General features: G+C 63.9%; 21 protein-coding genes. 1 reads left to right on the plus strand and 20 read right to left on the minus strand.

Annotated features, from left to right (window positions below; all coding sequences use genetic code 11):
• The first annotated feature begins 48 nt into the window (after positions 1–48).
• Positions 49–645: an LOG family protein gene (locus ACP92_RS16405; RefSeq protein WP_013235229.1), complete on the plus strand. Its 597-nt coding sequence runs from the start codon at positions 49–51 to the stop codon at positions 643–645.
• Between the two features lie 95 nt (positions 646–740).
• Here the strand turns inward: ACP92_RS16405 and ACP92_RS16410 are convergent, their stop codons facing one another.
• From ACP92_RS16410 to ACP92_RS16505, 20 genes are all read right to left on the minus strand, one after another.
• Entirely contained in the window at positions 741–1,982 is a 1,242-nt protein-coding gene (locus ACP92_RS16410; protein ID WP_013235230.1) for a cystathionine gamma-synthase family protein, read from the minus strand.
• Between the two features lie 156 nt (positions 1,983–2,138).
• Complete coding sequence (gene purF, locus ACP92_RS16415) at positions 2,139–3,659, minus strand: amidophosphoribosyltransferase (RefSeq protein ID WP_013235231.1); 1,521 nt, start codon at positions 3,657–3,659, stop codon at positions 2,139–2,141.
• Positions 3,660–3,742: 83 nt separating this feature from the next.
• A complete protein-coding gene (locus ACP92_RS16420) occupies positions 3,743–4,243 on the minus strand; it encodes a CvpA family protein (RefSeq protein WP_013235232.1) in 501 nt (166 codons plus the stop codon).
• Between the two features lie 34 nt (positions 4,244–4,277).
• A complete protein-coding gene (locus tag ACP92_RS16425) occupies positions 4,278–5,261 on the minus strand; it encodes an SPOR domain-containing protein (protein ID WP_013235233.1) in 984 nt (327 codons plus the stop codon).
• A gap of 105 nt (positions 5,262–5,366) precedes the next feature.
• Positions 5,367–6,680: a bifunctional tetrahydrofolate synthase/dihydrofolate synthase gene (gene folC, locus ACP92_RS16430; RefSeq protein ID WP_013235234.1), complete on the minus strand. Its 1,314-nt coding sequence runs from the start codon at positions 6,678–6,680 to the stop codon at positions 5,367–5,369.
• A 318-nt stretch (positions 6,681–6,998) separates the two neighbouring features.
• Complete coding sequence (gene accD, locus ACP92_RS16435; protein WP_013235235.1) at positions 6,999–7,868, minus strand: acetyl-CoA carboxylase, carboxyltransferase subunit beta; 870 nt, start codon at positions 7,866–7,868, stop codon at positions 6,999–7,001.
• A gap of 212 nt (positions 7,869–8,080) precedes the next feature.
• The gene (trpA, locus tag ACP92_RS16440; RefSeq protein ID WP_013235236.1) at positions 8,081–8,878 is read right to left on the minus strand and encodes a tryptophan synthase subunit alpha; all 798 of its coding nucleotides are present in this window, start codon (positions 8,876–8,878) and stop codon (positions 8,081–8,083) included.
• 76 nt (positions 8,879–8,954) lie between these two features.
• On the minus strand, positions 8,955–10,214 hold the full coding sequence (gene trpB / locus ACP92_RS16445; protein ID WP_013235237.1) for a tryptophan synthase subunit beta: 1,260 nt from the start codon (positions 10,212–10,214) through the stop codon (positions 8,955–8,957).
• Between the two features lie 28 nt (positions 10,215–10,242).
• Positions 10,243–10,911 (minus strand): phosphoribosylanthranilate isomerase, encoded by a 669-nt coding sequence (locus ACP92_RS16450; protein WP_013235238.1) that lies wholly within the window; start codon positions 10,909–10,911, stop codon positions 10,243–10,245.
• Positions 10,912–10,938: 27 nt separating this feature from the next.
• On the minus strand, positions 10,939–11,841 hold the full coding sequence (locus ACP92_RS16455) for a tRNA pseudouridine synthase A (protein WP_013235239.1): 903 nt from the start codon (positions 11,839–11,841) through the stop codon (positions 10,939–10,941).
• Between the two features lie 128 nt (positions 11,842–11,969).
• Complete coding sequence (locus ACP92_RS16460; protein ID WP_013235240.1) at positions 11,970–14,660, minus strand: motility hub landmark protein FimV; 2,691 nt, start codon at positions 14,658–14,660, stop codon at positions 11,970–11,972.
• A gap of 429 nt (positions 14,661–15,089) precedes the next feature.
• A complete protein-coding gene (gene asd / locus ACP92_RS16465; protein ID WP_041311023.1) occupies positions 15,090–16,202 on the minus strand; it encodes an aspartate-semialdehyde dehydrogenase in 1,113 nt (370 codons plus the stop codon).
• A gap of 120 nt (positions 16,203–16,322) precedes the next feature.
• Positions 16,323–17,393, minus strand: coding sequence for a 3-isopropylmalate dehydrogenase (gene leuB / locus ACP92_RS16470; RefSeq protein ID WP_013235242.1), 1,071 nt, complete (start codon positions 17,391–17,393; stop codon positions 16,323–16,325).
• 115 nt (positions 17,394–17,508) lie between these two features.
• Complete coding sequence (gene leuD / locus ACP92_RS16475) at positions 17,509–18,156, minus strand: 3-isopropylmalate dehydratase small subunit (protein ID WP_013235243.1); 648 nt, start codon at positions 18,154–18,156, stop codon at positions 17,509–17,511.
• A gap of 107 nt (positions 18,157–18,263) precedes the next feature.
• Complete coding sequence (locus ACP92_RS16480) at positions 18,264–18,395, minus strand: entericidin A/B family lipoprotein (RefSeq protein ID WP_008330868.1); 132 nt, start codon at positions 18,393–18,395, stop codon at positions 18,264–18,266.
• A gap of 36 nt (positions 18,396–18,431) precedes the next feature.
• Positions 18,432–19,832 carry a 3-isopropylmalate dehydratase large subunit gene (leuC, locus tag ACP92_RS16485; protein ID WP_013235244.1) on the minus strand — a complete coding sequence of 467 codons (1,401 nt, stop codon included), beginning with the start codon at positions 19,830–19,832 and terminating at the stop codon, positions 18,432–18,434.
• Between the two features lie 233 nt (positions 19,833–20,065).
• Positions 20,066–20,887, minus strand: coding sequence for a M48 family metallopeptidase (locus tag ACP92_RS16490; protein WP_013235245.1), 822 nt, complete (start codon positions 20,885–20,887; stop codon positions 20,066–20,068).
• Between the two features lie 149 nt (positions 20,888–21,036).
• Positions 21,037–22,125, minus strand: a complete 1,089-nt coding sequence (aroC, locus tag ACP92_RS16495) for a chorismate synthase (RefSeq protein WP_013235246.1) — start codon at positions 22,123–22,125, stop codon at positions 21,037–21,039.
• 89 nt (positions 22,126–22,214) lie between these two features.
• Complete coding sequence (locus tag ACP92_RS16500) at positions 22,215–24,104, minus strand: MFS transporter (RefSeq protein ID WP_013235247.1); 1,890 nt, start codon at positions 24,102–24,104, stop codon at positions 22,215–22,217.
• Between the two features lie 155 nt (positions 24,105–24,259).
• Positions 24,260–24,721, minus strand: coding sequence for a CBS domain-containing protein (locus ACP92_RS16505; RefSeq protein WP_013235248.1), 462 nt, complete (start codon positions 24,719–24,721; stop codon positions 24,260–24,262).
• Between the last annotated feature and the right edge of the window lie 218 nt (positions 24,722–24,939).

Here is a 24,939-nt window from a genome sequence, read left to right on the forward strand (position 1 = left end):
GCCATTGTAACGAGGTATCGACGTAACGACGGACACTGCAGAGGACACATGAAATCGATTTGCGTATATTGCGGCTCTTCTCCCGGCGCGTCTCCGGCCTATGCCGAGGCGGCGCGCAAGCTGGCGCGGGAAATGGTGAACAACAACATCGCCCTGGTCTATGGCGGCGGCAATGTCGGCCTGATGGGCATCATCGCCAGTGAGGTCATGCAACTGGGCGGCGAAGCCACCGGCGTCATTCCCAAGGCCTTGCTGGACAAGGAACTGGGCCATGACGGCCTGACCCGCCTGCACATCGTCAAGGACATGCACGAGCGCAAGGCCATGATGGCCGAGCTATCCGACGGCTTCGTGGCCATGCCGGGCGGCATGGGGACGCTGGAAGAACTGTTCGAAGTGCTGACCTGGGCGCAACTGGGCTTCCACTACAAGCCGATCTGCCTGTACAACGTGAATGGCTTCTACGACAACCTGATCGCCTTCGTCGACCACCTGGTCTCGCAGCGTTTCGTCAGCAGCGACCAGTCCGGCCTGATGATGCATGAGGCCGATCCGGCCAGGCTGATCCAGCGCTTCCAGACCTTCACGCCGACCTACAAGACCAAGTGGGCGGATCGCGAGGCGGTGGCCAACCTGTTGCCCTGAGGCTGCGGCTGCGGCATCATCAGCAGCAACAAGCACAACGCCCGTCGCTCTTGCGAGCTGACGGGCGTTGTCGTTTGGTGCGAGGTCGGACCTGATCAGGCGTCGAGCGCCTGGCGGAAGTCCGCCACCAGATCATCGGTGTCTTCCAGGCCCACCGAGACGCGGATGAGCGACTCGGCAATGCCCATGCTGGCGCGGCGCTCGGCCCCCATCTCGTAGAAGATGGTGTGCGCCACCGGGATCACCAGCGTGCGGGTGTCGCCCAGGTTGCTGGTGGGGATCGCCAGTCGCAGGCGGTTGAGGTAATCGAAGCAGTCGATGCCATCCTTCAGTTCGAAGGACATCAGGCTGCCGAAGGAGCGGAACAGCGCCTTGGACAAGGCGTGCTGGGGATGCGACTCTAGCCCCGGGTAATACACCGCCGCCACCCGCTCATCGGCTTGCAGCATCTGCGCCAGGGCCAGGGCGTTCTTGCATTCACGTTCCTGGCGCAGGGCGATGGTCTCGGCGCCGACGGCGATGTGGTGCGCCGCTTCTGGGCCCAGCGAACCACCAAAGTCACGCAGCGCCTTGGCCCGGATCTGCGCCATGCCCCACTGCGGAGCGGGATTCTTCTTGTAGTTCTCGGCGATGTGGGGATAGCGGGTCCAGTCGAATTCGCCCGTGTCGGTCAGCGCGCCGCCCAGCGCATTGCCGTGGCCGCCGATGGACTTGGTCAGCGAATTGACCACCAGGCCCGCACCCACCGTCTTGGGACGGAACAGGTAGGGCGAGGTCATGGTGTTGTCCACCACGTAGAGGATGCCGCGTTCGCGGCACAGCTCGCCGATGCGCTTCAAGTCCGCCACCTGGGTGCGCGGGTTGGCGATGGTTTCCACGAACACCAGGCGGGTATTGGCCGTAATGGCTGCTTCCACGTTCTTCACGTCGGTCGCATCGACCATCGACACCTTGGCGCCCTGCGCCCCTACCGTCATCCACAGGCTATTGGTATTGCCGAACAGGAAAGCCGAGGACACCACATGATCGCCCTCGCGCAGCAAGCCCTGGACGATGGCGCCGATGGCCGCCATGCCGGTGGCAAAGCAGATGGTGGACTTGCCGTCTTCCATCTTGGTGATCTTGTCTTCCAGCGCGGCCACCGTCGGGTTGCCCTGCCGGCCATAGCGGTAGCCGGGCTGCTTGCCCTGGAACACTTCGGCCAGCTGGCGGGCGTCTTCATAGCCAAAGGTGACGGAAGTGTGGATGGGCTTGTGCAGCGAACCATGCTCGATGCCCTTCTGGCGATCGCTGTGGAGGATGGTGGTGGTAAAGCCGTAGGTCTTTTTATCGTTCATCGCGGAAATCGGAAAGGCTGGATAAGCAGCGCCGGCAAGCGCAGCGCCGAAGGCAAAATGATAAGCCAGAACGCCAGGACAGGTACGCCAATAAGAAACGCCGGCGCCGCGTAAGCGGCCACCGGCGTGCTGTTCAAGTCCCTGGACGGGCGCGGATCAATCCACGCGGGCCAGATTCAGGTTCAGCTGCGAACGCACTGCATCTTCCAGCGCCGGCTTGGGATTCTTGCGGGCGTATTCGATGCGGTCCAGGTATTCCTGGGTGATGTCGCCGGTGATGTAGTGACCATCGAAGCAGGAGGCTTCAAACTGCTTCAGGGCCGGGTTGGCGTCGGAGATGGCGCGCTTCAGGGCTTCCACGTCCTGGTAGACCAGGGCGTCGGCAGTGATTTCGCGGCACACTTCCTCTTCGCTGCGGCCGAAGGCGATGAGCTCGTCACGGGTCGGCATGTCGATGCCATAGACGTTGGGGAACTTCACCGGCGGTGCGGCCGATGCGAAGATCACGTTCTTGGCGCCCGACTCGCGGGCCATCTGCACGATTTCCCGGCTGGTGGTGCCGCGCACGATGGAGTCGTCCACCAGCAGCACGTTCTTGCCCTTGAATTCGCTGCCGATGGCGTTGAGCTTCTGGCGCACCGACTTCTTGCGCAGCGCCTGGCCCGGCATGATGAAGGTGCGGCCGATGTAGCGGTTCTTGATGAAACCTTCGCGGTACTCGATGCCCAGCTTCAGCGCCAGTTCCATGGCGGCCGGACGCGAGGAATCGGGGATCGGCATGACCACGTCGATCTCGCCGTGCTTGAACTGGCTGCGGATCTTGTCGGCCAGGAATTCACCCATCTTCAGGCGGGTGGCGTAGACCGAGGCGCCATCGATGATGGAGTCCGGACGGGCCAGGTAGACGTATTCGAAGGCGCAGGGGTTCAGCGACGGGTTCTCGGCGCATTGCTGGTTGTACAGCTTGCCGTCGTTGTCGATGAAGATCGCTTCACCCGGATTGACGTCGCGCAAGAAGCGGAAGCCCATGCCTTCCAGCGCCACCGACTCGCTGGCCATCATGTATTCGACGCCCTTGTCGCTTTCATTGAAGCCCAGGCACATCGGACGGATGCCGTACGGATCGCGGAAGCCCAACAGGCCATAGCCGGCGATCTGCGCCACCACGGCGTAGGAGCCGCGCACGCGCTTGTGGACCATGGCCACGGCCTTGAACAGCGCCGCCGGGTCCAGCGAATAGCCGGTGGTGGCTTGCTGGATCTCGTGGGCCAGCACGTTCAACAGCACTTCGGTATCGGAATCGGTGTTGATGTGGCGGCGATCGTTCTTGAACATCTCGATCTTCAACTGTTCCGCATTGGTCAGGTTGCCGTTGTGCGCCAGGATGATGCCGAAGGGGGCATTGACGTAGAACGGCTGCGCTTCTTCTTCCGAGGAAGAGCTGCCTGCGGTCGGATAACGCACCTGGCCGATACCGGTGTTGCCCGGCAGCGAGCGCATGTTGCGGGTGCGGAACACGTCGCGCACCAGGCCGTTGGCCTTGTGCATCGAAAAACCGTTGCTGTGGTTGGTTGCGATCCCCGCCGCATCCTGGCCGCGATGCTGCAACAGCAGCAGTGCGTCATACAGCATCTGGTTGACGGGACTATGAGAGACGATACCGACGATGCCACACATGGTGGACTCCTAACGAAAAACGAAAACGAAAAAGAACCGCGTTGCCCTCCCCGCCCGACCCGCCCCGCCACGGGGCGCTGCCATCACACAGGGGTGGCGAAACTCACATGCTCGGCCAGCTTGCCCGGCAAGTAGGGCAATACCGCTTCGGCGGCCTGCTCGACCCAGGGACTGAAGCGGGCTTCCTTCCAGAACGCCTGCTGCGGAATGGCCGTGGTGCCGCACAGGAGCGCCGCCACCACCACCAGCAGGACGCCGCGCGCCACCCCGAAGAAACTGCCCAGGGTGCGGTCCAGCAGCGTCAGGCCCGTGGCCTTGACCAGTTCGCTCAAGGTGCGCGCCACCAGCGCCACCAACAGCCGCGTCCCGATGAACAGGGCGATGAAGGCCACGATCAGTCGCGTCAGCTCGCCCGGCACCATCTCGGGCAGCATGGTCGCCAGCGCCTCGCCGTAGGTATCGGCCACCACCAGGGCGACCACCCAGCCCGCCAGCGACAACACCTCGCGCACCAGCCCACGCAGCGTGCCAATGATCACGGAACATCCCAGGATCAGCAGCACCAAGTAGTCAAATATCGTCACGATGACAACAATATGCGGCTATATGCAGCCAAATTCAAGCAGGAACAATCGTGGCATTCAGGCCCAGCTTCTTGATTCGGCCTCCCATGCGCTCCGCTTCCTCGCGGCTGCCGAAGGGGCCGACGCGGATGCGCGTGCGATCGCCAGCCTGGGTGGCGATCTTTTGTGTATAGGAGTGAATCCCTGCGGCGCTGAGCTTGTTGCGCAATTCATTGACCTTGTCCTGGGTCGCCAGCGCGGCAACCTGGATGACGAACTTGCCGCCCGAGGCGGCCGGTTTCTTCTCCGCCGGAGCCGCTGCAGCGCCGCTCTTGCCTTCCAGGATCGCCAGGGCGCGCGCCGAATCGTCATGCGCCGAAGGTGCGGACGCCTTGGGCTTGGCCGCTTCCTTCTTGGGCTCTTCCCGGTGCTCGACGACGATGGGCTTCTTTTCCTCGATCTTGGGTGTGGGCTTGTCGGCCGGCTTTTCAGCGGGCTTTTCCACTGGCTTCTCTATGACCTTCGGGGCGACCGCCGCCACCGGCGGTGTGGCCGGCTGGGTTGCCGCCGGTGCAGTGGCTGCAGGCGCCGGGGTCGTAGCGGGCTCAGGGGCGATACTGGCGGGCTCGACGATCTCTTCCTTCTGGTCCAGCGAAGCCTGCTTGGCGTCACCCGCAGCCGGCTGGGCCGCACCGGAGGCCGGCTGGTCCTTGGAGGGAATCTGGATGGCGATATCGTCGTTGAGCGGCTTGGGCTCGGAATCGAGGATCATCGGCAACACGATCACCACCGCCAGCGCCAGCGCGACCGCACCGATCAGGCGGCGACGGGCGCGTTTCTTTTCCGGCAACAACGGATCGGCGCCGCCATCCTTGCCGGCCTTGGCCCGCGTACCGGTGGCGCGGCCGGAGGTATTGGCAGTGCTACGGCTGCTGCGGCTGCGAATGACGGAAGACTGCTCTTCGGAACGCGAACGGAAAGCGCCTTGATCGGAAGCAGCGTCCTGCTTGTTTTTACGGAAAAACGAGAACAAGCCCATGCGGAGTCGTCTTGAATTGATCTGAATAACTTGGAAAGGCTGCCCGGCCAGTCAGGTCCTGGCACCGCCGGGCGTGGCGGCCGGCTCCGGAAATCGGGTTCGGAATCAGTGCAGACCCGGACGGCGCGCTTGCATCACACCGGCCACGGTCAGGAATGACCCGAAAACCACAATTCTATCATTCTCCCCTGCTCTGCTTAATGCATTTGCATAGGCAGCGGCGGGCGTGGTGAAGGTTTCGATGCTGCGCGCCGCGTCCCGCCTGAATTCTGGCTGCACGCCGGCTCCCAGCAGGGCGTCCTTGAGCTGTTGCGCGCTGGCCGCGCGCGGCAGCGGCAGGTCGGTCACGCACCAGTGGTCGATCTTGTCCTTCAGGTGCCCGATCACGCCTTCGATGTCCTTGTCCAGCATGGAGCCGAATACCGCGTAGGTGTAGGGATGGAAGCCCATGTTGTCCAGGTTCTGCGCCAGCGTGGCGGCGGCATGGGGATTGTGGGCCACGTCCAGGATCACCAGCGGCTGGCCCGGCAGAACCTGGAAGCGGCCCGGCAGCTCCACCGTGGCCAGGCCGGTACGCACTTCCTGGGCCCCCACGGGCAGCACCTCGCGCAGCGCCTCGAGCGCGGCCAGCGCCGCCGAGGCGTTCAGCAGCTGGTTGGCCCCGCGCAGGCTGGGATAGGCCAGCGAATTGCGGCGCATGCCGCGCCCGCCATAGGCCCATTGCTGCTTGTCGCCCTGGTAGTTGAAGTCGCGCCCCATGAGCCACAGGTCCGCACCGATCTTCTCGGCATGGGCGATGAGCGACTTGGGCGGCAGCGGATCGCCGCACACGGCCACCTTGCCGGGACGGAAGATGCCGGCCTTCTCGAAGCCGATCTCTTCACGCGTCTCGCCCAGGTATTCGGTATGGTCGATATCGATGCTGGTGACGATGGCCACATCGGCATCGATCACATTGACCGCATCCAGGCGGCCGCCCAGGCCGACTTCGAGGATCACCACGTCCTGCCGGGCATCGGCCAGCAGCTTCATGATGGCCAGGGTGGTGAATTCGAAATAGGTCAGGGAGATATCGCCGCGCTGCGCCTCCACCGCCTCGAAGGCGGCGATCAGCTGGGCGTCGCTGGCCATGTCGCCGGACAGGCGCGCGCGCTCGTTGAAGTGCAGGAAATGCGGCTTCATGTAGAGGCCTACGCGGTAACCGGCGCGCAGCAGGATGGATTCCAGCATGGCGCAGGTGGAGCCCTTGCCATTGGTGCCGGCCACCATGATGACCGGGCAATCGAAGTGGATATCGAGCTTCTGCTTGACCTGCATGACGCGCTCCAGGCCCATGTCGATCTGCTTGAAGTGGCGTTGTTCCAGCAGGGCCAGCCATTCATTGAGGGTGGTGGGCGTGGGGGAGGCTTGGGAAGTCATGGCGCGTCTCGGTGGGTGAAGCTACTGCACAAAAACGAAATACGAATTACGAATTACGGGACTGTTCCGCAATCCATGCGATACAGATTGCCGTTCGTCCTGAGTAGCGGCATGACCGCGTATCGAAGCCTGTCCTGAGCTCGCCGAAGGGGCGCTCCGTCCTGGCTGGCTTGCACAATCCACAATCCTGTGCGCCTTCGATACGGCCCTGCGGGCCTACTCAGGTCGAACGGTAGATGGGCGCTTCGAAAGAAGCATGTCAAAAAACAAGGCCCGGATTTGCACTTCTGCAAATCCGGGCCTGAAGTATAACGCTTATCAGGAAACCGTTTCGGCGGCCTGGTTTTGCAGCAGCGCCAGCAGATGGGCGATTTCCTCACGCATCTTGCGGCGGTCGACGATCATGTCGATGGCGCCCTTGGTGACCAGGAATTCAGCACGCTGGAAGCCTTCAGGCAGCTTCTCGCGCACCGTGTTCTCGATCACGCGCGGGCCGGCAAAGCCGATCAGGGCCTTGGGTTCGGCCATCACCACATCGCCCATGAAGGCAAACGAGGCCGACACGCCGCCCATGGTGGGGTCGGTCAGCACGCTGATGAAGGGCAGTTTCTTTTCCGACAGCTTGGTCAGCATGGCCGTGGTCTTGGCCATCTGCATCAGCGACAGCAGGCCTTCCTGCATGCGCGCACCGCCCGTGGCGGTGATGCAGATGAAGGGCACCTTCTGCTCCAGCGCCGCCTGGGCGCCGCGCACAAAGCGCTCGCCGACCACAGAGCCCATGGAGCCGCCCATGAATTCGAACTCGAAGCAGGCCACCACGACCGGCAGGGTCATGATGGCGCCGCCCATGACCACCATGGCGTCGGTTTCGCCGGTGGATTCCATGGCGTCCTTGAGACGATCGGGGTACTTCTTGCTGTCCTTGAACTTCAGGGTATCGACCGGCAGGGCTTCCTGACCGATCTCATAGCGGCCGCCTTCGTCGAGCAGGGCATCGAGACGAGCGCGGGCGCGGATGCGCATGTGGTGGCTGCACTTGGGGCAGACATGCAGGTTGGATTCCAGGTCGGTACGGTACAGCACCGCTTCGCAGGAGGGGCACTTGACCCACAAACCTTCCGGGATGGCTTTGCGGCTGGTGGAGCCGCGTTGAATCTGGGGTGGCAATAACTTCTCGAGCCAGCTCATAGAGACCTCATAGATTTTTCCGGTGGCGCGCATTGTACCAGAGCCCACCGAGGGCGGATGTAAAGCACGGTCATGCTTTCCGGCAGGCAAGAACATCTCCTGTTCCTGCGGGCAGCAGCTGCGGTCGCCTTGTCAAAAAACAAAGCCTCCGGCAGCCACCGGAGGCTTGTCACTTCCTTCCCCCCTGCCCTGGCGGGCCGAGGTCACCCCCTTCAGGCATCCAGCGCCTGGCGGATATCGGTGACGAAGGCTTGCACCGCGTCACAGGCCTGGTCTTGCGGGGTATTTTCCAGTTCGGCGATGATGCGGCTGCCGATGACGACCGCATCGGCCACGCTGCCCACGGTACGGGCGGTAGCGCCGTCACGGATGCCAAAGCCCACCGCAATGGGCAGCTTCACATGCTGGCGGATGGCGGCGATGCGCTCGGCCACTTCAGCCGTATCGATGTGACCCGCGCCGGTCACGCCCTTGAGCGAGACGTAGTAGCAGAAGCCGCTGCTGACGGCCGCCACCTGGCGGATGCGCTCTTGCGAGGAGGTCGGCGCCAGCAGGAAGATCGGGTCCATGCCCTTGGCCTGCATCTTCTGGGCGAATTCTTCACATTCCTCGGGCGGATAGTCCACCACGATAGTGCCATCCACGCCCGCTTCGCTGGCCGCCGCGATGAAGGCGTCCACGCCAAAGCGCTCGATCGGATTGGCATAGCCCATCAGCACGATGGGGGTGTGGGTATTGGTCTTGCGGAATTCGCGCACGTAGCCCAGCACGTCATGGGTGCTGATGCCGAATTTCAGGGCGCGCTCGCAAGCGCGCTGGATCACCGGGCCTTCGGCCATGGGGTCGGAGAATGGCACGCCCAGCTCGAGGATATCCACGCCACCGGCCACCAGCGCGTGCAGCAGCGGCACGGTCAGCTCGGGGGCCGGGTCGCCGGCGGTGATGAAAGTGATCAGGGCCTTGCGCTTTTGCTCGGCCAGTTGGGAAAAGGTGGTCTGGATTCTGGACATGATGTTGTGAAGTTTTTTGTCGAACCAGCCGGCAGGCCCACAAGGACCGGCCGGCACGTGCGGGCCAGGCCGGGGATCAACCCTGGCGCTGTTGCACGGTATGCATGTCCTTGTCCCCCCGGCCGGACAGGTTGACCAGCACGATCTGGTCCCGCGGCAAGGTGGCCGCCAGCTTGGCCGCATGGGCCAGTGCGTGGCTGGACTCCAGCGCGGGGATGATGCCTTCGATGCGGCAGCAGGTATTGAAGGCTTCGAGCGCCTCGTCATCGGTGATGCAGGCATAGCTGGCGCGACCGCTGTCCTTGAGCCAGGCGTGTTCCGGGCCCACGCCCGGATAGTCCAGGCCGGCCGAGACCGAGTGGGTCTCGATGATCTGGCCGTTGGCGTCCTGCAGCAGGTAGGTACGGTTGCCGTGCAGCACGCCGGGCGAGCCCAGGGTCAGCGAGGCCGAGTGACGGCCAGTGTCCAGGCCATCGCCGGCGGCTTCCACGCCGACCAGCTTGACGTCCGGGTAGTCGATGTAGGGATAGAAGATGCCCATGGCGTTGGAACCACCACCCACCGCCGCCACCACGTAGTCGGGCTGGCGCGAGGCGATTTCCGGCATCTGCTGGATGCACTCGTTGCCGATCACTGACTGGAAGTCGCGCACCATCATCGGATAGGGGTGCGGACCGGCCACGGTGCCGATGATGTAGAAGGTGGTCTCGACATTGGTGACCCAGTCGCGCATGGCTTCATTGAGCGCATCCTTCAGGGTCTTGGAACCGGACTCCACCGGCACCACCTTGGCGCCCAAGAGGTTCATGCGGTAGACGTTCTGCAATTGGCGCTTCACGTCTTCACTGCCCATGTAGACGATGCATTCCATGCCGAAGCGCGCGCAGATGGTGGCCGTGGCCACGCCGTGCTGGCCGGCGCCGGTCTCGGCGATGATGCGCTTCTTGCCCATGCGCTTGGCCAAGAGCGCCTGGCCGATCACGTTGTTGATCTTGTGGGCGCCGGTGTGGTTCAGGTCTTCGCGCTTGAAGTAGATCTGCGCGCCACCCGCCATCTCGGACCAGCGCTTGGCGTGGTACACCGGGCTGGGACGACCGACGAAATGCTTCAGTTCGGTATGGAATTCGGCCAGGAACTGCTCATCGTGCTGGTAACGCGCATAGGCCTCGCGCAGCTCGTTCAAGGCCAGGGTCAGCGTTTCGGACACGAAGCTGCCGCCGTACGGGCCGAAATGGCCGCGGGAATCGGGCAGGTTGTAGTGGGCCGTCTGGTGCAGGGCGGCGGCAGGAATGGCTTGACGCTCGGCGAAACCGCCGAGGGGATTCAATTCTTTCATGATGTTCCTCTGAAACTCTTTAAGGGGGCTACGCCGAGGTAGCATCGGCCAGACGCACAGCCTGGATGAAGGCTTCGATCCTGGCGGCGTCCTTGATGCCCTTGGCGGCCTCGACACCACTGCTGATGTCGACCGCGTAGGGACGAACGCCTGCGACCGCCTCAGTGACGTTGTGTACGCTCAAGCCACCACTCAAAACGGCCCGAGGCGCGAGTTCTTTTGGAATGAGAGACCAATCGAAAACCTTTCCGCTGCCGCCATACTCCTCGACCAGGGTGTCGAGCAGCAATCCGGTGAAAAACGGACTGGCAGAGCGATATGCCTGCTCATATTCTAACAAATCCGCGGGCTGCGTCGAACTTCCTATTCTGGCGGCGCGCATGAAGGGTCTGACAACGGCGCGGGCAATCGCCGCGCACTGCTCGGGCGTCTCGTCGCCATGGAACTGCAGCACGGTCAGCGGCGCCTGGGCCAGCACCTGCTGCACCTCGTCCAGGGTGGGATTGACGAACAGGCCGACGATGCTCACGAACGGCGGCACGGCGCGCGCCAGTTCGCCCGCGCGCTCGGGTGTGACGTAGCGCGGGCTCTTGGGATAGAACACCAGGCCCATCGCGTCGGCGCCAGCGGCCACGGTGGCGCGGACATCCTCTTCACGGGTCAGGCCGCAGATCTTGATGCGGGTACGGTGCGTCATGGACTTGCCTCTTTGCAAATACGTGGATTACAGCCAGGGCCAGGCGCGGCTCTCCTGCGGCAGCGCCCAGGCATCGGGATAGTCTACCCGCGCCAGGTAAAGCCCGTCGGGCATGAAGGTCGGCGCGGCGCGGCTGCGGTCGCGCAGGGCCAGCACCTGGCCCATCCAGTCGGGCTCCTGCTTGCCGCTGCCGACCACCACCAGCGAGCCGACGATATTGCGCACCATGTGATGCAGGAAGGCATTGGCCTTGAGGGTAAAGACAATCATGTCGCCATGGCGGCGCACCGCGATGCTTTCCATCTTGCGCACTGGCGACTTGGCCTGGCATTCGACGGCGCGAAAGCTCGTGAAATCATGCTCGCCGATGAGGTGCTGGGCGGCGCGGTGCATGCGGTCGGCGTCCAGCGGACGGAAGGTCCAGCCGGCCTTGCCGGCCAAGAGCGGTGTGCGCACGGCGTGGTTGTAGAGCACGTAGTGATAGGTACGGGCAATGGCCGAAAAGCGCGCATGGAAGCCGAACTGCGACAGGCTGTCCGCCCCCGCGCGATCGGCCCCATGCAGCTCAGCGGCCTGGCTGGCGGCACTGGCGATGGCGGCGTCATCCACATAGGGCAGTTCGCAGGCCCAGCGCACGGCAATGGTGGGCGGCAGGAAGGCATTGGTGCCGCGCACCCAGGAAAAGCTGTCGCGGGCGATGGGGGTATCGAAATGGACGATCTGCTCCAGCGCATGCACGCCGGAGTCGGTGCGGCCCGCACAGGTGGTGGCGATGGGCTGGGTGCTGAAGCGCTGCAGCGCGGCTTCCAGCTGATCCTGTACGGTCTGCCGGTGTGGCTGGGTCTGCCAGCCCTGCCAAGAAGCGCCGTCGTATTGCACGCCCAGCACCACGCGGCGCAGGCCTTCGGCTTGGGGATCGAGTTCTGTCATGGAATCTGGCTGGCCGGCGGCGCGCACTCCGTGTCCGGGGTGCCGCGGCCGGCTCGATGAAAACAAACGGGCAGCTCATGCGAGCTGCCCGCGAGATGACGCTATTGTAATCGCTCAGGCCAAAGGCTTCAGCCCAGGCCGGCCATCATTTGCTTGGCCCGCGCCACCTGGGCGTCGTTGCCGCCGCGCATGACTTCTTCCAGCAGTTCGCGCGCACCTTCCTTGTCGCCGATTTCCTCGTAGGCGGCGGCCAGGTCCAGCTTGGTCGTCATTTCTGCCTCGAAGGCCGATTCCTCGTCCTCTTCCAGCAGGTTGGTGGCCGACGGCGGTGCGCTGGCTTCATCGGGCAGGCTCAGGTCCAGGTCGGAGAGGCTGCTGGCCTGGGGCTGGTCATCCAGGCTGTCCAGCAGCGTCGAGGCCGAGGCGGCTGCGGTGGAAGCCGGCAGCAAGGGCTCGTCGGCGTCGGGCTTGGCGCCGTTCTCCAGGTCGAGGTCGAAGTCGATATCCTTGCCCAGGTCCATCGGTGCAGGCGCCGGGGTGGCGTCGGCGCGGATCTCGGCGCTCTTGAAGTCATCGAGATCGAACTCCATGCCGGCCTCTTCCGGCTCCGGCTCGGGTTCCGGCTCAGGCTGGCCGCCGTAGAGCGGATTGGTCGGATCGATCTCCAGGCCCAGCGCGGCCGCCTTGACCCAGGTTTCGTTGAGACCGCCGCTGAGCGCGTGCAGGTTCAGGGCCACCCGGTTGAAGGCCGCCACGTCGTTGCGCTTGGCGTAGATCTCCAGCAGCTTGGCGTGCAAGGCCTGGCGCTCCGGCTGGGTCTGCAGGGCCAGCTTGAGGATGTCCTCGGCCTGCTCGTCGCGGCCGTAGGCGATGTACATGTCAGCTTCGGTGATGGGATCGACCGGGGCTTCTTCGGCGACCGTTTCGGCCACGGCAACCGGCTCGGCAACGGCCTCCACAGCAGGCTCAGCGCTGACCGGCGGCTCCGGCTCCGCCGCCACGGCGGCTGCGACCGGCTCAGGCTCGGGTACGCTCGCAGGCTCAGGTTCGACGGCGGGCTCGGCGGCCGCCGCTTCATCCTTTTTCTTGCGCCGACGCATGGCCAGCACCCCGCCGCCACCGGCCAGCAGCGCGACCAGCACGCCTGCGCCAGCCAGCACGTAGGGGTTTTCCTTGATCTTGTCGACGAAGCTGCCACCGGACTTCTCGGCCGGCTTGGCCGCCATCGGGGGCGTGGCGGCAGGTGCTGGCGCTGGGGCCGGCGCAGGAGCCGCCGCCGCAGGCGCATCAGCAGCAGGTGTCGCGCCCTCGGCTGGCTTGACCTCGGCGTTGGCCGCCGGGGCTGCCGCTGCGGGCGATTCGGGCTTGGCCTCCTTCTGTTGCGCGCTGAGGTCGGCAATGGTCTTGTTCTTCAGCTCCAGCAGCTTCTGCAGGTTGTCGACGTTCTTTTCGAGATCCTTGACGCGGTCGTTGGCTTCGGCCAGGGCGCGTTCGGCCGCGGCCTTATCCTCGGCGGCGGCAGCGCCAGCGTTACCGGTCTTGCCACGGCCCTTGTTGGCGCGCGATAGCTCCAGCCGGTCGCGTGCTTCCTGTGCGCCCGAACGTTCTTCCACCCGCGTGGTGATCTTGCCACCGCCGCTCTGGCGGCTGGCGCCGGGCTTGCCGGCCGGCGCACTGGCGACCTGGCCCGCGAGCTTGTTGCGGTAGGCGTTGAAATCCTGGGCCTGGGCCACCACCATGCCACGCGCTTCAGTCTGATCCACGGCGGCAGCGGTGGGCTGGTCGGGAATGGACAAGATCTTGCCGGCGCGCAGGCGGTTGATGTTGTTGCCCATGAAGGCGTCCGGATTGGCGCGATACAGGGCGATGAGCATCTGGTCCAGCGAAACGTTGGCCTGCTGGTTGCGGGCTGCGATGCCAGCCAGCGTGTCGCCCGGCTTGACGCGATAATCCCCCGTCTTGCCAGCCGGCGCAGCAGCAGCCTGGCCGGTGGCGCCCTGCACTGGCGCGGCAGGTGCTGCGGCAGAGGGGCTGGCGGAAGCCGGCGTGCTGTCGGGTGCAGCCTGCTGGCGACGGATCAATTCTTCGGCCAGCGCCGACGGTGCGGGCCGCTGGACGATATTGCTGGCGGGCTCTTCGCTGCTCACAGGGATCGGCGCGCTGCTCGTCGGCGCGGCAGGGGCTGCAGCAGCAGGCGCTGCCGTAGTAGAGGCAGACGCCGCCGCAGGTGCGGGTGCTGCCGCAGCAGCGGCCTGGGTTGCCGCAGCCGGGGCTGGCGCCGGTTCTGCCGCCGCAGCGGGCGCTGCCGGCGCAGCAGCGGCCTCGCCCTTGGCGGCGGCGCCTACGGCATTGCTCGGCGTCAGGGGCGCGACCTGGGCATTGCGCGGCGACTTGCTGTCGGCCGGGTCGAGCAGGAATGTATATTCACGGATCAGGCGGGAATCGCCGGCGCTCAACTCCAGCAGCAGATCGACGAAGGGATCGCTGACCGGCTGGGACGAACTGATGCGGATGAAATGGCGGCCCTGGCGCTGCTCCACCGCGAAGGACAGCGAACCAAGCACCGGGTTGTAATCGACATTGGCGCGCCGGAAGGCTTCGGCGGGGGCCAGTTTGGCGGAGAGCTTGCCGGCCTCTTCGGCGCTGACGGCCGTGACTTCGATCTCGGCCCGCAGCGGCTGGCCCAACGCGGACAGCACGGTCAGCTTGCCCAAGGAGGCCGCCTGCGCGCCCAGCGGGACGGCCAGCGCCAGGGCCACGGCGGCGCTCAGGGTCTTGATCTGGGACAGGTGCGGCTTCTTGTTGGTATTCAGAGGCATGTTTTAATTAACTTAGAGAAACGTTCCGCTGGAAACCCGTCACGCTCGCATTGGATTCGGTGGAAGCCGTGAATGGGGCTGGTGTTGCGCGGCCTGGCATGGCGGCCGGCGCCACTTCCACACCTTGCTCCAGGCGATTCGCCTGGGCGAATGAGCAGGATCAAGGGGGCAGCACAAATCCATTTCATCAAATCCAGCAGCGCGACGACCACTACCGTACTCGCATGTTGGTTTTCATGAAATGAATGGGCTTTTCAAATTATCATCAAGTACTTACACCCGCAAGTGTACTTAACTTCTCAAGATGAGAAAAACCCGCCGCCCCTCCCTTGCGGGAAGAGCGGCGGGCTATTGTTGCAGACTGACAACGGGATAGGCAAGTGCTATCGCGCTTAAACCACATCCAGCCTGCTCAGCTTGTCACGCAAATTACGCCAGGTTGCCCAGGATGATGCGCAGCATGCGACGCAGCGGTTCGGCCGCGCCCCACAGCAGCTGGTCGCCGATGACGAAGGCCGAGATATATTCCGGACCCTGGTTCAGCTTGCGCACGCGCCCCACGCCGATCTCGAGGCCGCCGGTGATGGACGCCGGGGTCAGCTCCTTGACCGTGATGGCGCGGTCATTGGGCACCCACTTCACCCACTGGTTGCCGGCGCGGATGATGGACTCGATCTCGGCCAGGGGCAGGTCGCGCTTGAGCTTGATGGTCAGCGCCAGGCTGTGGCAGCGCATGGCGCCGATGCGCACGCACAGGCCGTCGACCGGGATGATCTGCTCGTTGCCGAGGATCTTGTTGACTTCGGCCTGGCCCTTCCACTCTTCCTTGGACTGGCCGTTTTCCAGTTGGGCATCGATCCAGGGGATCAGGCCACCGGCCAGCGGCGCGCCGAAGAACTCGGTGGGCACGTCTTCACGGATGGTCTTGGCGACCTTGCGGTCGATGTCCAGGATGGCCGAGGACGGGGTGGCCAGCTCGTCGGCGACCGCCGCGTTGATCACGCCCATGCCCTTCAACAGTTCGCGCATGTGATTGGCGCCGCCGCCGGAAGCAGCCTGGTAGGTCATGGAGCTGACCCACTCGACCAGGCCTTCCTTGAACAGGCCGCCCACGCCCATCAGCAGGATGGAGTTGGTGCAATTGCCGCCGATGTAGTTCTTCACACCCTTGGCCAGCGCATCCTTGATGACGTTGTTGTTGACCGGGTCCAGCACGATGACGGCGTCATCCTTCATCCGCAGCGAGGACGCGGCATCGATCCAGTAGCCGTCCCAGCCGGCAGCGCGCAGCTTGGGGAAGATCTCATTGGTGTAGTCGCCGCCCTGTGCGGTGATGATGATGTCGCATTTCTTCAGCTCGTCAATGCTGTTGGCGTCTTTCAGCGTCGTTTCCTTTTTGGCAAACGACGGCGCCTTGCCGCCCGCATTCGAAGTCGAGAAAAACACCGGTTCGATGTGATCGAAATCACCCTCGTCCTGCATGCGTTGCATCAGGACCGAACCCACCATTCCACGCCAGCCAACCAAACCAACCAGTTTCATCATCTTTCCCTATTTAGAACATCCATGGTGAACAAATCAGATTGAACACATATGCGCCGGACCATCCGGCATTTCAAGCGTCCCGCCGCACCCGGCAAGGGTCGGCGGGCAGCATTGATCTCAGGCGAGGGCCTTGACCACGGCCTCACCCATCTGCTGGGTATTGACCTTGGTGCAGCCTTCTTCATAAATATCGGCGGTGCGCAGACCTTGCGCAAGCACTTTCTTCACCGCGTTCTCGATGCGGTCGGCCTGCTCGGCCTTGTTCAGCGAGAAGCGCAGCATCATCGCCGCCGACAGGATGGTCGCCAGCGGATTGGCGATACCGCGGCCGGCGATGTCGGGTGCCGAACCGTGCGAAGGTTCATACAGACCTTTGTTGTTGGCATCCAACGACGCCGAAGGCAGCATGCCGATGGAACCGGTCAGCATGGCCGCCGCGTCTGAGAGGATGTCGCCGAACATGTTGCCGGTGACGATGACGTCGAAGTTCTTCGGCGCCTTCACCAGTTGCATCGCGGCATTGTCCACGTACATGTGCGACAGTTCCACGTCCGGATATTCCTTGCCCACTTCGGTGACGATGTCCTTCCAGAACTGGAAGGTCTCCAGCACGTTGGCCTTGTCCACGCTGCACAGGCGCTTGCCGCGCTTGGCGGCGGCCTGGAAGGCGACATGGGCGATGCGGCGGATTTCCGGTTCCGAATAACGCATGGTATCAAAACCTTCGCGTGCGCCCTTGAAGGGGCCGTCCGGCGCTTCGCGCATGCCGCGCGGCTGGCCGAAATAGATGTCGCCGTTCAGTTCGCGCACGATCAGGATGTCCAGGTTGGCCACCAGCTCGGGCTTCAAGGACGAAGCGCCGGTCAGTTCCGGGTAGCAGATCGCCGGGCGGAAATTGGCGAACAATTGCAGATGCTTGCGCAGGCCCAGGATGGCTTGCTCGGGGCGCAGGGCGCGTTCCAGCTTGTCGTACTTCCAGTCGCCGACCGCACCGAAGAGGATGGCGTCGGCTTCCTTGGCCAGCTTCAGGGTGCCGTCCGGCAGCGGGTGGCCGTGGGCTTCGTAGCCGGCGCCGCCGACCGGGGCGGTTTCCATCTCGAACTTCTCGTCCAGCGCGTTGAGCACGCGCACAGCCTCATTGACGATTTCGGGACCGATGCCGTCACCCGGCAGGATAGCAATCTTCATGGCTTCTCTTTCTCTGTGTTTCCAGCCGCGCTGGAAGACGTTCTTGGAATAGGTAAGGACAGTAACGACAAGGGCGGCCATCTGACCGCCCCGTGCTGTTGTCTCAGCGATCCTCTCAGATCGTGTTGCTCAGCCAGGGCTGTTCGTGCAGGTGTTTCTCTTCGTAGGCACGAATGGTGTCGGCTTTGCGTAGGGTCAGACCGATATCGTCGAAACCGTTCAACAGGCAGTACTTGCGGAATTCGCTGATCTCGAACGGATAGGTCTGGCTGCCATTGGTGGTGCTGACGATCTGCTTTTCCAGATCGATGACCAGGCGATAGCCCGGGAAGGCCTTGACTTCATTGAACAGGTGATCGACCTGTTGCTCGGTCAGCACGATGGGCAGCAGGCCGTTCTTGTAGCAGTTGTTGAAGAAGATGTCGGCGAAGCTGGGGGCGATCACGGCGCGAAAGCCAAACTGGTCCAGCGCCCAGGGCGCGTGCTCGCGCGAGGAGCCGCAGCCGAAGTTCTTGCGCGAGAGCAGGATGGACGAACCTTGATAGCGCTCCTGGTTGAGTACGAAATCCGGGTTCAGCGGGCGCTTGCTGTTGTCCATGCCAGGCTCGCCGTGGTCCAGATAGCGCCATTCGTCGAACAGGTTGGGGCCGAAGCCGCTGCGCTTGATCGACTTCAGGAACTGCTTGGGGATGATCGCATCGGTATCGACGTTGGCGCGGTCCAGCGGCGCCACCAGTCCTTCATGCACGATAAATTTATTCATGAGCTTGGCCTCGGTGGGCGGGGCGCTTGTTCTGCCCTGCCCTTCCTGTTTTCTGTTCAAAAACTGAAGCTGCGGCACGCTGGCCGCAGCCTGTTGCAATTTACTGCTTACTTCTTGCTGGCGTCCTGCATCTTCTCGCCGACCTTTTCGACATCCTTGCCGAAGCCGTTGACGGTGTTGCAACCAGCCAGCGCACCCAGGGTGACGGCCAGCAGAACCAGAGCGGAGATTTTTTTCATGGTTGTCTTCTCTCGAAAAGATTCACAAGCAGATGCTTACAGCGAGCGCACGTCCACGAAGTGGCCGGCAATCCCCGCGGCGGCGGCCATGGCCGGGCTCACCAGGTGAGTACGACCACCGGCGCCCTGGCGGCCCTCGAAGTTGCGGTTCGAGGTCGAGGCGCAGCGCTCGCCCGGTTCCAGGCGGTCGGCGTTCATGGCCAGGCACATGGAACAGCCCGGCTCACGCCATTCGAAGCCGGCGTCGCGGAAGATCTTGTCCAGGCCTTCGCGTTCGGCCTGTTCCTTGACCAGGCCCGAACCCGGCACCACCATCGCCAGCTTGACGTTGGAGGCGCGGAACTTGCCGCGCACCACCTTGGCGGCTTCGCGCAGGTCTTCGATGCGGGAATTGGTGCAGGAGCCGATGAAGACCTTGTCGATGCGGATGTCTTCGATCGGGGTGTTGGGCTTCAGGGCCATGTAGGCCAGGGCCTTTTCCATGCCGTCGCGCTTGGTCGGGTCCTTTTCCTTGTCGGGATCGGGAACGCGGGCGTCCACCGCCACCACCATCTCGGGCGAAGTGCCCCAGGTGACTTGCGGCTTGATCTCGGCGGCGTTCAGTGTCACCACCATGTCGAACTTGGCGCCCGGGTCCGAATGCAGGCTGCGCCAGTAGGACACGGCGCGCTCCCAGTGCGGACCGGAGGGCGAGAAGGGGCGGCCCTTCAGGTATTCCAGCGTGGTGTCGTCGAAGGCCACCATGCCGGCGCGCGCACCGGCTTCGATGGCCATGTTGCAGACCGTCATGCGGCCTTCCATGGACAGCGAGCGGATGGTCGAGCCGGCGAATTCGATGGCATAGCCCGTACCGCCGGCGGTGCCGATCTTGCCGATCACGGCCAGCACGATGTCCTTGGCGGTGACGCCGGCCGGCAGCGCGCCGTCGACCTGCACCAGCATGGCCTTGGACTTGCGCGCCAGCAGCGTCTGCGTGGCCAGCACGTGTTCCACTTCGGAGGTGCCGATGCCATGGGCCAGCGCGGCGAAGGCGCCGTGCGTGGAAGTGTGCGAATCGCCGCAGACCACCGTCATGCCCGGCAGGGTCGCGCCCTGTTCAGGGCCGATCACGTGAACGATGCCTTGACGCTTGTCGTTCATGCCGAAGTAGGTCAGGCTGTATTCCTTGGCGTTGCCGTCCAGCGTCTCCACCTGCAGGCGCGAGATGGGATCGGCGATGCCGTGGGCACGATCCGTGGTGGGGACGTTGTGGTCGGCCACCATCAGGTTGGCGGAATTGCGCCAGGGTTGGCGACCGGCTAGCTTGAGGCCTTCGAAGGCTTGCGGGCTGGTCACTTCATGGAGCAGGTGGCGGTCGATATACAGGATGGCGGTACCGTCATCTTCCGTATGAACGACGTGCGACTCCCAGAGTTTGTCGTAGAGCGTCTTGAGCATGTTGCGGCCTGGCGAAACTGAAAAGGGATGCTGGTCAGGAAAATAGCATTTGATTATGCCATAAAGTGATAGGTCTGACCTCCCTGCCGTGTTTTCCGCCGCGCCGCAACAACAGTGAATAATGCTGCAAGGTCTCGAAAAAAGCGCAGGCGCTGCGGCAGACGTAAAAAATCCGGCATTTCCCCCACTCGCAGGAGAAATGCCGGATGCGTGCCGCCTGCGCCGCGCGCGGATCAGCGCCTGCGGGTCTGCTGATAGAGCGGCTCGACCCGCTGCGCATAGACCGTCAGGTCGGCGATGCGCTCGCTGCTGGAGGGGTGGGTGGACATGAACTTCATCGGCTCTTCGCCGCCCAGGCTGGCCATCTTCTGCCAGAGCGTGACGGCCGCCTTGGGGTCATAGCCGCCACGGGCTGCCAGTTCCACGCCGATGCGATCGGCCTCGGTTTCATTGGCGCGCGAATTGGGCAAGCCCATCAGGCCCATGTACAGGTATTGCCCGCCCTGCTTGCCCACATCGCCCAGCCCCAGCAGGGCTGCGCCGATGGAGATGGCCGAATTGGCCACCACCTGCTGGGAAGCGCGCTCGCGGGCGTGCTCGCGCAGGGCGTGGGCGATTTCGTGCCCCATCACGGCGGCCAGTTCATCGTCGCTGATCTTGAGTTTCTCGATCAGGCCGGTATAGACGGCGATCTTGCCGCCGGGCATGCACCAGGCATTGGTTTCGTCGGAACTGAGCACATTGACTTCCCAGTTCCATTTCAGCGCATCCGGACGGAACACGCCGGTCTGCGGGATCAGGCGACTGGCGATATTGCGCACGCGCTGCACCTGCGCGGCATTGCGGTTGAGCAGCCCCTTGGACTTGGCCTCGGCCAGCACCTGGGCGTATTCCTTGCTGGAAGCCGCATCCATTTCTGCCGAGGAAACCAGCATCTGCTGCTTGCGGTCGATGCCGACCGCGCCGCCTTGGGTGGTCTGGACGGTTTCGCAGGCCACCAGCCCCGCCAGGGCTAGGGCCAACAGACTGTTCTTGATGATAGGTTTGAGCACCATGCCCGCACTCCTTTTGAATAATTGATCTTGAGTCAGGTATCGGCCTGCCGTGCGGCGGTGCGCCGCAGGTCAGCCAGCCTTGAGCCGCTTCGACCCGGCCCGCAGCAATTCGGTTCAGCCGCCCGATGCCGGGCGGCCAGCGGCCTGGTTCAGCGCAGCACCGGCGTATCGACCTTGACATCGCCGCACTGGGCGCGATGGCGCAAGGCATGGTCCATCAGCACCAGCGCCAGCATGGCTTCGGCAATGGGCGTGGCGCGGATGCCCACGCAGGGGTCGTGGCGGCCGAAGGTTTCCACCGCGATCGGCTGGCCGCTCTTGTCGATGGACGGGCGCGGCGTGCGGATGCTGGAGGTGGGCTTGATGGCGATCGAGGCCGTGATGTCCTGCCCGGTCGAGATGCCGCCCAGGACGCCGCCAGCGTTGTTGCCGACGAAGCCTTCCGGAGTCAGCGCATCGCCATGCTCGGACCCCTTCTGCGCCACCGAGCGGAAGCCGGCGCCGATCTCCACACCCTTGACGGCATTGATGCCCATGAGGGCAAAGGCGATCTCGGCATCGAGCTTGTCATACAGGGGTTCGCCCAGGCCCACCGGCACGTTCTGCGCCACCACGTCGATGCGCGCGCCGATGGAGTCACCGTCCTTGCGCAGGGCGTCCATGTAGGCTTCCAGGCGCTCGATGATGCTGGCGTTGGCAGCGAAGAAGGGGTTGTTGGGCACGTGTTCCCACGACTCGAAGGGAATGGCGATCTCGCCCAGTTGGCTCATGCAGCCTTTGAAGGTGGTGCCGTACTGCTCGAACAGCCACTTCTTGGCGACGGCCGCGGCGCCCACCACCGGCGCGGTCAGGCGCGCCGAGGAGCGGCCGCCGCCGCGCGGGTCGCGGATGCCGTACTTGTGCCAGTAGGTGTAGTCGGCATGGCCGGGACGGAAGGTATCGAGAATGTTGCCGTAGTCCTTGCTGCGCTGGTCCTGGTTGCGGATCAGCAGCGCGATGGGGGTGCCGGTGGTCTTGCCTTCATAGGTACCCGAGAGGATTTCGACGGTATCGGGCTCCTGGCGCTGGGTGACATGGCGGGAAGTGCCGGGACGGCGGCGGTCCAGTTCCGGCTGGATGTCGGCCTCCGACAGCGTCATGCCCGGCGGGCAGCCATCGATCACGCAGCCGATGGCCGGGCCGTGGGATTCGCCGAAGGTGGTGACGGTGAAGAGCTTGCCGAAGGTATTGCCGGACATGGTGGGATTCGCGCAAAAGTGGGGAAAGTCGCGATTTTACCAGTCCCGGGCGCTGCCGACGAGCCGCAGCGCCCTTCCCCATCGGGCTGCTACTTCCACTGGCCGCGCAGCTCGCGCACCTTTTCCTGCAACAGCTCGGGACTGACCTGCTCCGGCGGGATCGCCTCGCCCACCGCCAGTTCCAGCCGCGAGAACAGGCCGCGCTTGAAGGTGCGCGCCACCGGATTGCTGGGATCGCGCGAGAACAGGCTGCCCCACAGGCCGCGCAAGGCCATCGGCAGCACCGGCACCGGGCTGCGGGCGATGATCTTCTGCACACCGCCCTTGAAGGGATTGAGTTCGCCATCGCGGGTGAGCTTGCCCTCGGGGAAGATGCACACCAGCTCGCCCTCATGCAGCGCCTGGGCGATATCGACAAAGGCCTTCTCGGTCAGCCACGGGTCTTCCTTGACCGGCGCGATGGGAATGGCGCGCACGTTACGGAACAGCCAGGACATCACCGGAATCCTGAAGATCTGATGGTCCATCACGAAGCGCACCGGACGCGGACTGGCCGCCATGATGGCGATGGCGTCGACATAGCTGACATGGTTGCACACCAGCACCGCCGGTCCCTGCTCGGGAATGGCCTGGCCATTGATGATGCGCACGCGGTAGAAGGTATGGATCAGGATCCACGCCAGGAAGCGGATCAGGAATTCCGGCACCAGCGAGAAGATGTACGCCGCCACCACGCCATTCATGATGGCCGTGGCCAGGAAGATCTGCGGGATGCTCAGCCCAGCCTTCAGCAGCACCATGGCCACCAGGGCCGAGACCACCATGAAGAGCGCGTTCATGATGTTCATCCCGGCGATGGTGCGGGAGACGTGAGCCGGATCGCAACGGGTCTGGATGAGCGCAAACAACGGCACGATGTAGAGCCCGCCGAACACGCCGATGCCCAGGCAATCGATGAGGATGCGCCAGCTGCCGCCCTGGGCCAGGAAGCCGCCCAGGTCCAGCATCGCCGTCGGCGTCACATAGGCCTGGCTGGCGAAGTACAGCTCCAGCCCGAACACCGACAGACCGATGGAGCCGAACGGCACCAGGCCGATCTCCACCTTGTGGCCGGAGAGCCGTTCGCACAGCAGCGACCCCGCGCCAATGCCCACCGAGAACACCGCCAGCAGCAGCACGAAGACGCTGTGGTCGCCATGCAGGTAGTTCTTGGCATAGACGGGAAACTGCGCCAGCATGATCGCGCCATAGAACCAGAACCAGGAATTGCCCAGCAGCGACAGGAACACTGGCCGATTGCGACGTGAGTAGGCGAGGTTGCGCACGGTCTCGGTGAAGGGATTCCAGTTCACCTTCAACTCAGGCACCGGCGCCGGCGAGAGCGGAATACGCAGGCTGGCCAGCCAGCCCAGCACGGCAATACCAATGGTCATGCCGGCCACCAGATGCAGCCCCCAGGGCTTGTGGACCACCAGCACCGCCCCCAGGATCTCGCCCAGCAGGATGCCCACGAAGGTCCCCATTTCGATGAGGCCATTGCCGCCGATGAGCTCTTCGCGCCGCAGTTGCTGGGGCAGGTAGGCGTACTTGACCGGTCCGAACAGGGTGGAATGGACGCCCATGCCGATCACGGCGGCCACCAGCAGCCACAGGTGGTGCGTCATCCAGCCATAGGCGGCGATGCCCATGATGGCGATTTCCAGCAGCTTCACGAAACGCGCCACCCGGCCCTTTTCCAGCTTGTCGGCCAGTTGGCCGGAAGTGGCCGAGAACAGGAAGAACGGCAGGATGAACAAGCCCGGGATGAGGTTGTTGAGCAGCCCCGGGTCCAGGTCCGTCCAGGACAGTGCGTCATAGGTGAGGATGGTCAGCAGCGCGGTCTTGAAGACGTTGTCATTGAGTGCGCCGAGGAACTGGGTCCAGAAGAAGGGGGCGAAACGCCGCTGGGTGAAAAGCGTGAACTGGCTGTTCTTTTGCATGGGCAATCAGGTCAGGGAAGCAAAGTGCGCAGCCTAGCAGGCTGTGCCGGAATGACAACGACACCAAAGGACAATAAAAAACCGCTCCAGAAGGAACGGTCATGGCGACGCCGCCAGCCCGGCAAGGGCGGCGGCGATGGCGCGGGGAGATGCGCTCAGGCGTTGCCTTCGCGCTCTTCCTCCTCGGCCGGCCAATCGCGGATGTAGGCCTTGAGCATCTTGTTCTCGAAGCCCTGAGCGTCCAGCACCGCCTTGGCCACGTCGTAGAAGGACATCACGCCCAGCACGGTGCGCGCTTCCATCACCGGCACGTAGCGGGCGTGCTTTTCCAGCATGATGCGGCGCACTTCGTTCAGGTCGGTATCGGGTGTGACGGTGATGGGTGCGTCGTTCATGTGCTTGCGCACGGTCGAGCCGCCCAGTTCGCCGCCATTCTTGTGCAGGGTCAGCAGGACTTCGCGGAAGGTCAGCATGCCGACCAGGTCGCCGTATTCCATGACCACCAGCGAACCGATGTCTTTTTCCGCCATCGCAGCCACAGCCTCCTGGATCGGGGTGTCCGGCGTGACGGTGAAGAGGATGTTGCCCTTGACCTTGAGGATTTCAGAGACTTTCATGATGTCGTCCTAGTTGTATGAAGCTGTTTTGACTGTAGGCGATGACGCCGGGAAAATCCAATTCATGGGGGCAACAGGATAACTGATCCTGTATGCAGCCGCTGGCGAGCCGCCAAACCCGCACCCATGCAGGGATGCACTGCACATGGTACGGGCAAGCAGCGCGTTTGGGCAACCGCCGCATACATGGCGGTGCAGTATTGCCCTGCATCATCATC

The organism is Herbaspirillum seropedicae (genome assembly GCF_001040945.1).
GTDB lineage: Bacteria > Pseudomonadota > Gammaproteobacteria > Burkholderiales > Burkholderiaceae_D > Herbaspirillum > Herbaspirillum seropedicae.

Excerpts from the sequence above, each read along its gene's own strand:
- ACP92_RS16450 (WP_013235238.1), bottom strand. The coding sequence starts at position 10,911 with ATGACGCACCGTACCCGCATCAAGATCTGCGGCCTGACCCGTGAAGAG.
- leuC (WP_013235244.1), bottom strand. The coding sequence starts at position 19,832 with ATGCTCAAGACGCTCTACGACAAACTCTGGGAGTCGCACGTCGTTCAT.
- ACP92_RS16500 (WP_013235247.1), bottom strand. The coding sequence starts at position 24,104 with ATGCAAAAGAACAGCCAGTTCACGCTTTTCACCCAGCGGCGTTTCGCC.
- aroC (WP_013235246.1), bottom strand. The coding sequence starts at position 22,125 with ATGTCCGGCAATACCTTCGGCAAGCTCTTCACCGTCACCACCTTCGGC.
- trpB (WP_013235237.1), bottom strand. The coding sequence starts at position 10,214 with ATGAAAGAATTGAATCCCCTCGGCGGTTTCGCCGAGCGTCAAGCCATT.
- ACP92_RS16410 (WP_013235230.1), bottom strand. The coding sequence starts at position 1,982 with ATGAACGATAAAAAGACCTACGGCTTTACCACCACCATCCTCCACAGC.
- leuD (WP_013235243.1), bottom strand. The coding sequence starts at position 18,156 with ATGAATAAATTTATCGTGCATGAAGGACTGGTGGCGCCGCTGGACCGC.
- ACP92_RS16480 (WP_008330868.1), bottom strand. The coding sequence starts at position 18,395 with ATGAAAAAAATCTCCGCTCTGGTTCTGCTGGCCGTCACCCTGGGTGCG.
- ACP92_RS16425 (WP_013235233.1), bottom strand. The coding sequence starts at position 5,261 with ATGGGCTTGTTCTCGTTTTTCCGTAAAAACAAGCAGGACGCTGCTTCC.
- ACP92_RS16405 (WP_013235229.1), top strand. The coding sequence starts at position 49 with ATGAAATCGATTTGCGTATATTGCGGCTCTTCTCCCGGCGCGTCTCCG.
- accD (WP_013235235.1), bottom strand. The coding sequence starts at position 7,868 with ATGAGCTGGCTCGAGAAGTTATTGCCACCCCAGATTCAACGCGGCTCC.
- leuB (WP_013235242.1), bottom strand. The coding sequence starts at position 17,393 with ATGAAGATTGCTATCCTGCCGGGTGACGGCATCGGTCCCGAAATCGTC.
- asd (WP_041311023.1), bottom strand. The coding sequence starts at position 16,202 with ATGAAACTGGTTGGTTTGGTTGGCTGGCGTGGAATGGTGGGTTCGGTC.
- ACP92_RS16460 (WP_013235240.1), bottom strand. The coding sequence starts at position 14,660 with ATGCCTCTGAATACCAACAAGAAGCCGCACCTGTCCCAGATCAAGACC.
- ACP92_RS16490 (WP_013235245.1), bottom strand. The coding sequence starts at position 20,887 with ATGGTGCTCAAACCTATCATCAAGAACAGTCTGTTGGCCCTAGCCCTG.
- ACP92_RS16505 (WP_013235248.1), bottom strand. The coding sequence starts at position 24,721 with ATGAAAGTCTCTGAAATCCTCAAGGTCAAGGGCAACATCCTCTTCACC.
- trpA (WP_013235236.1), bottom strand. The coding sequence starts at position 8,878 with ATGTCCAGAATCCAGACCACCTTTTCCCAACTGGCCGAGCAAAAGCGC.
- ACP92_RS16455 (WP_013235239.1), bottom strand. The coding sequence starts at position 11,841 with ATGACAGAACTCGATCCCCAAGCCGAAGGCCTGCGCCGCGTGGTGCTG.
- purF (WP_013235231.1), bottom strand. The coding sequence starts at position 3,659 with ATGTGTGGCATCGTCGGTATCGTCTCTCATAGTCCCGTCAACCAGATG.
- folC (WP_013235234.1), bottom strand. The coding sequence starts at position 6,680 with ATGACTTCCCAAGCCTCCCCCACGCCCACCACCCTCAATGAATGGCTG.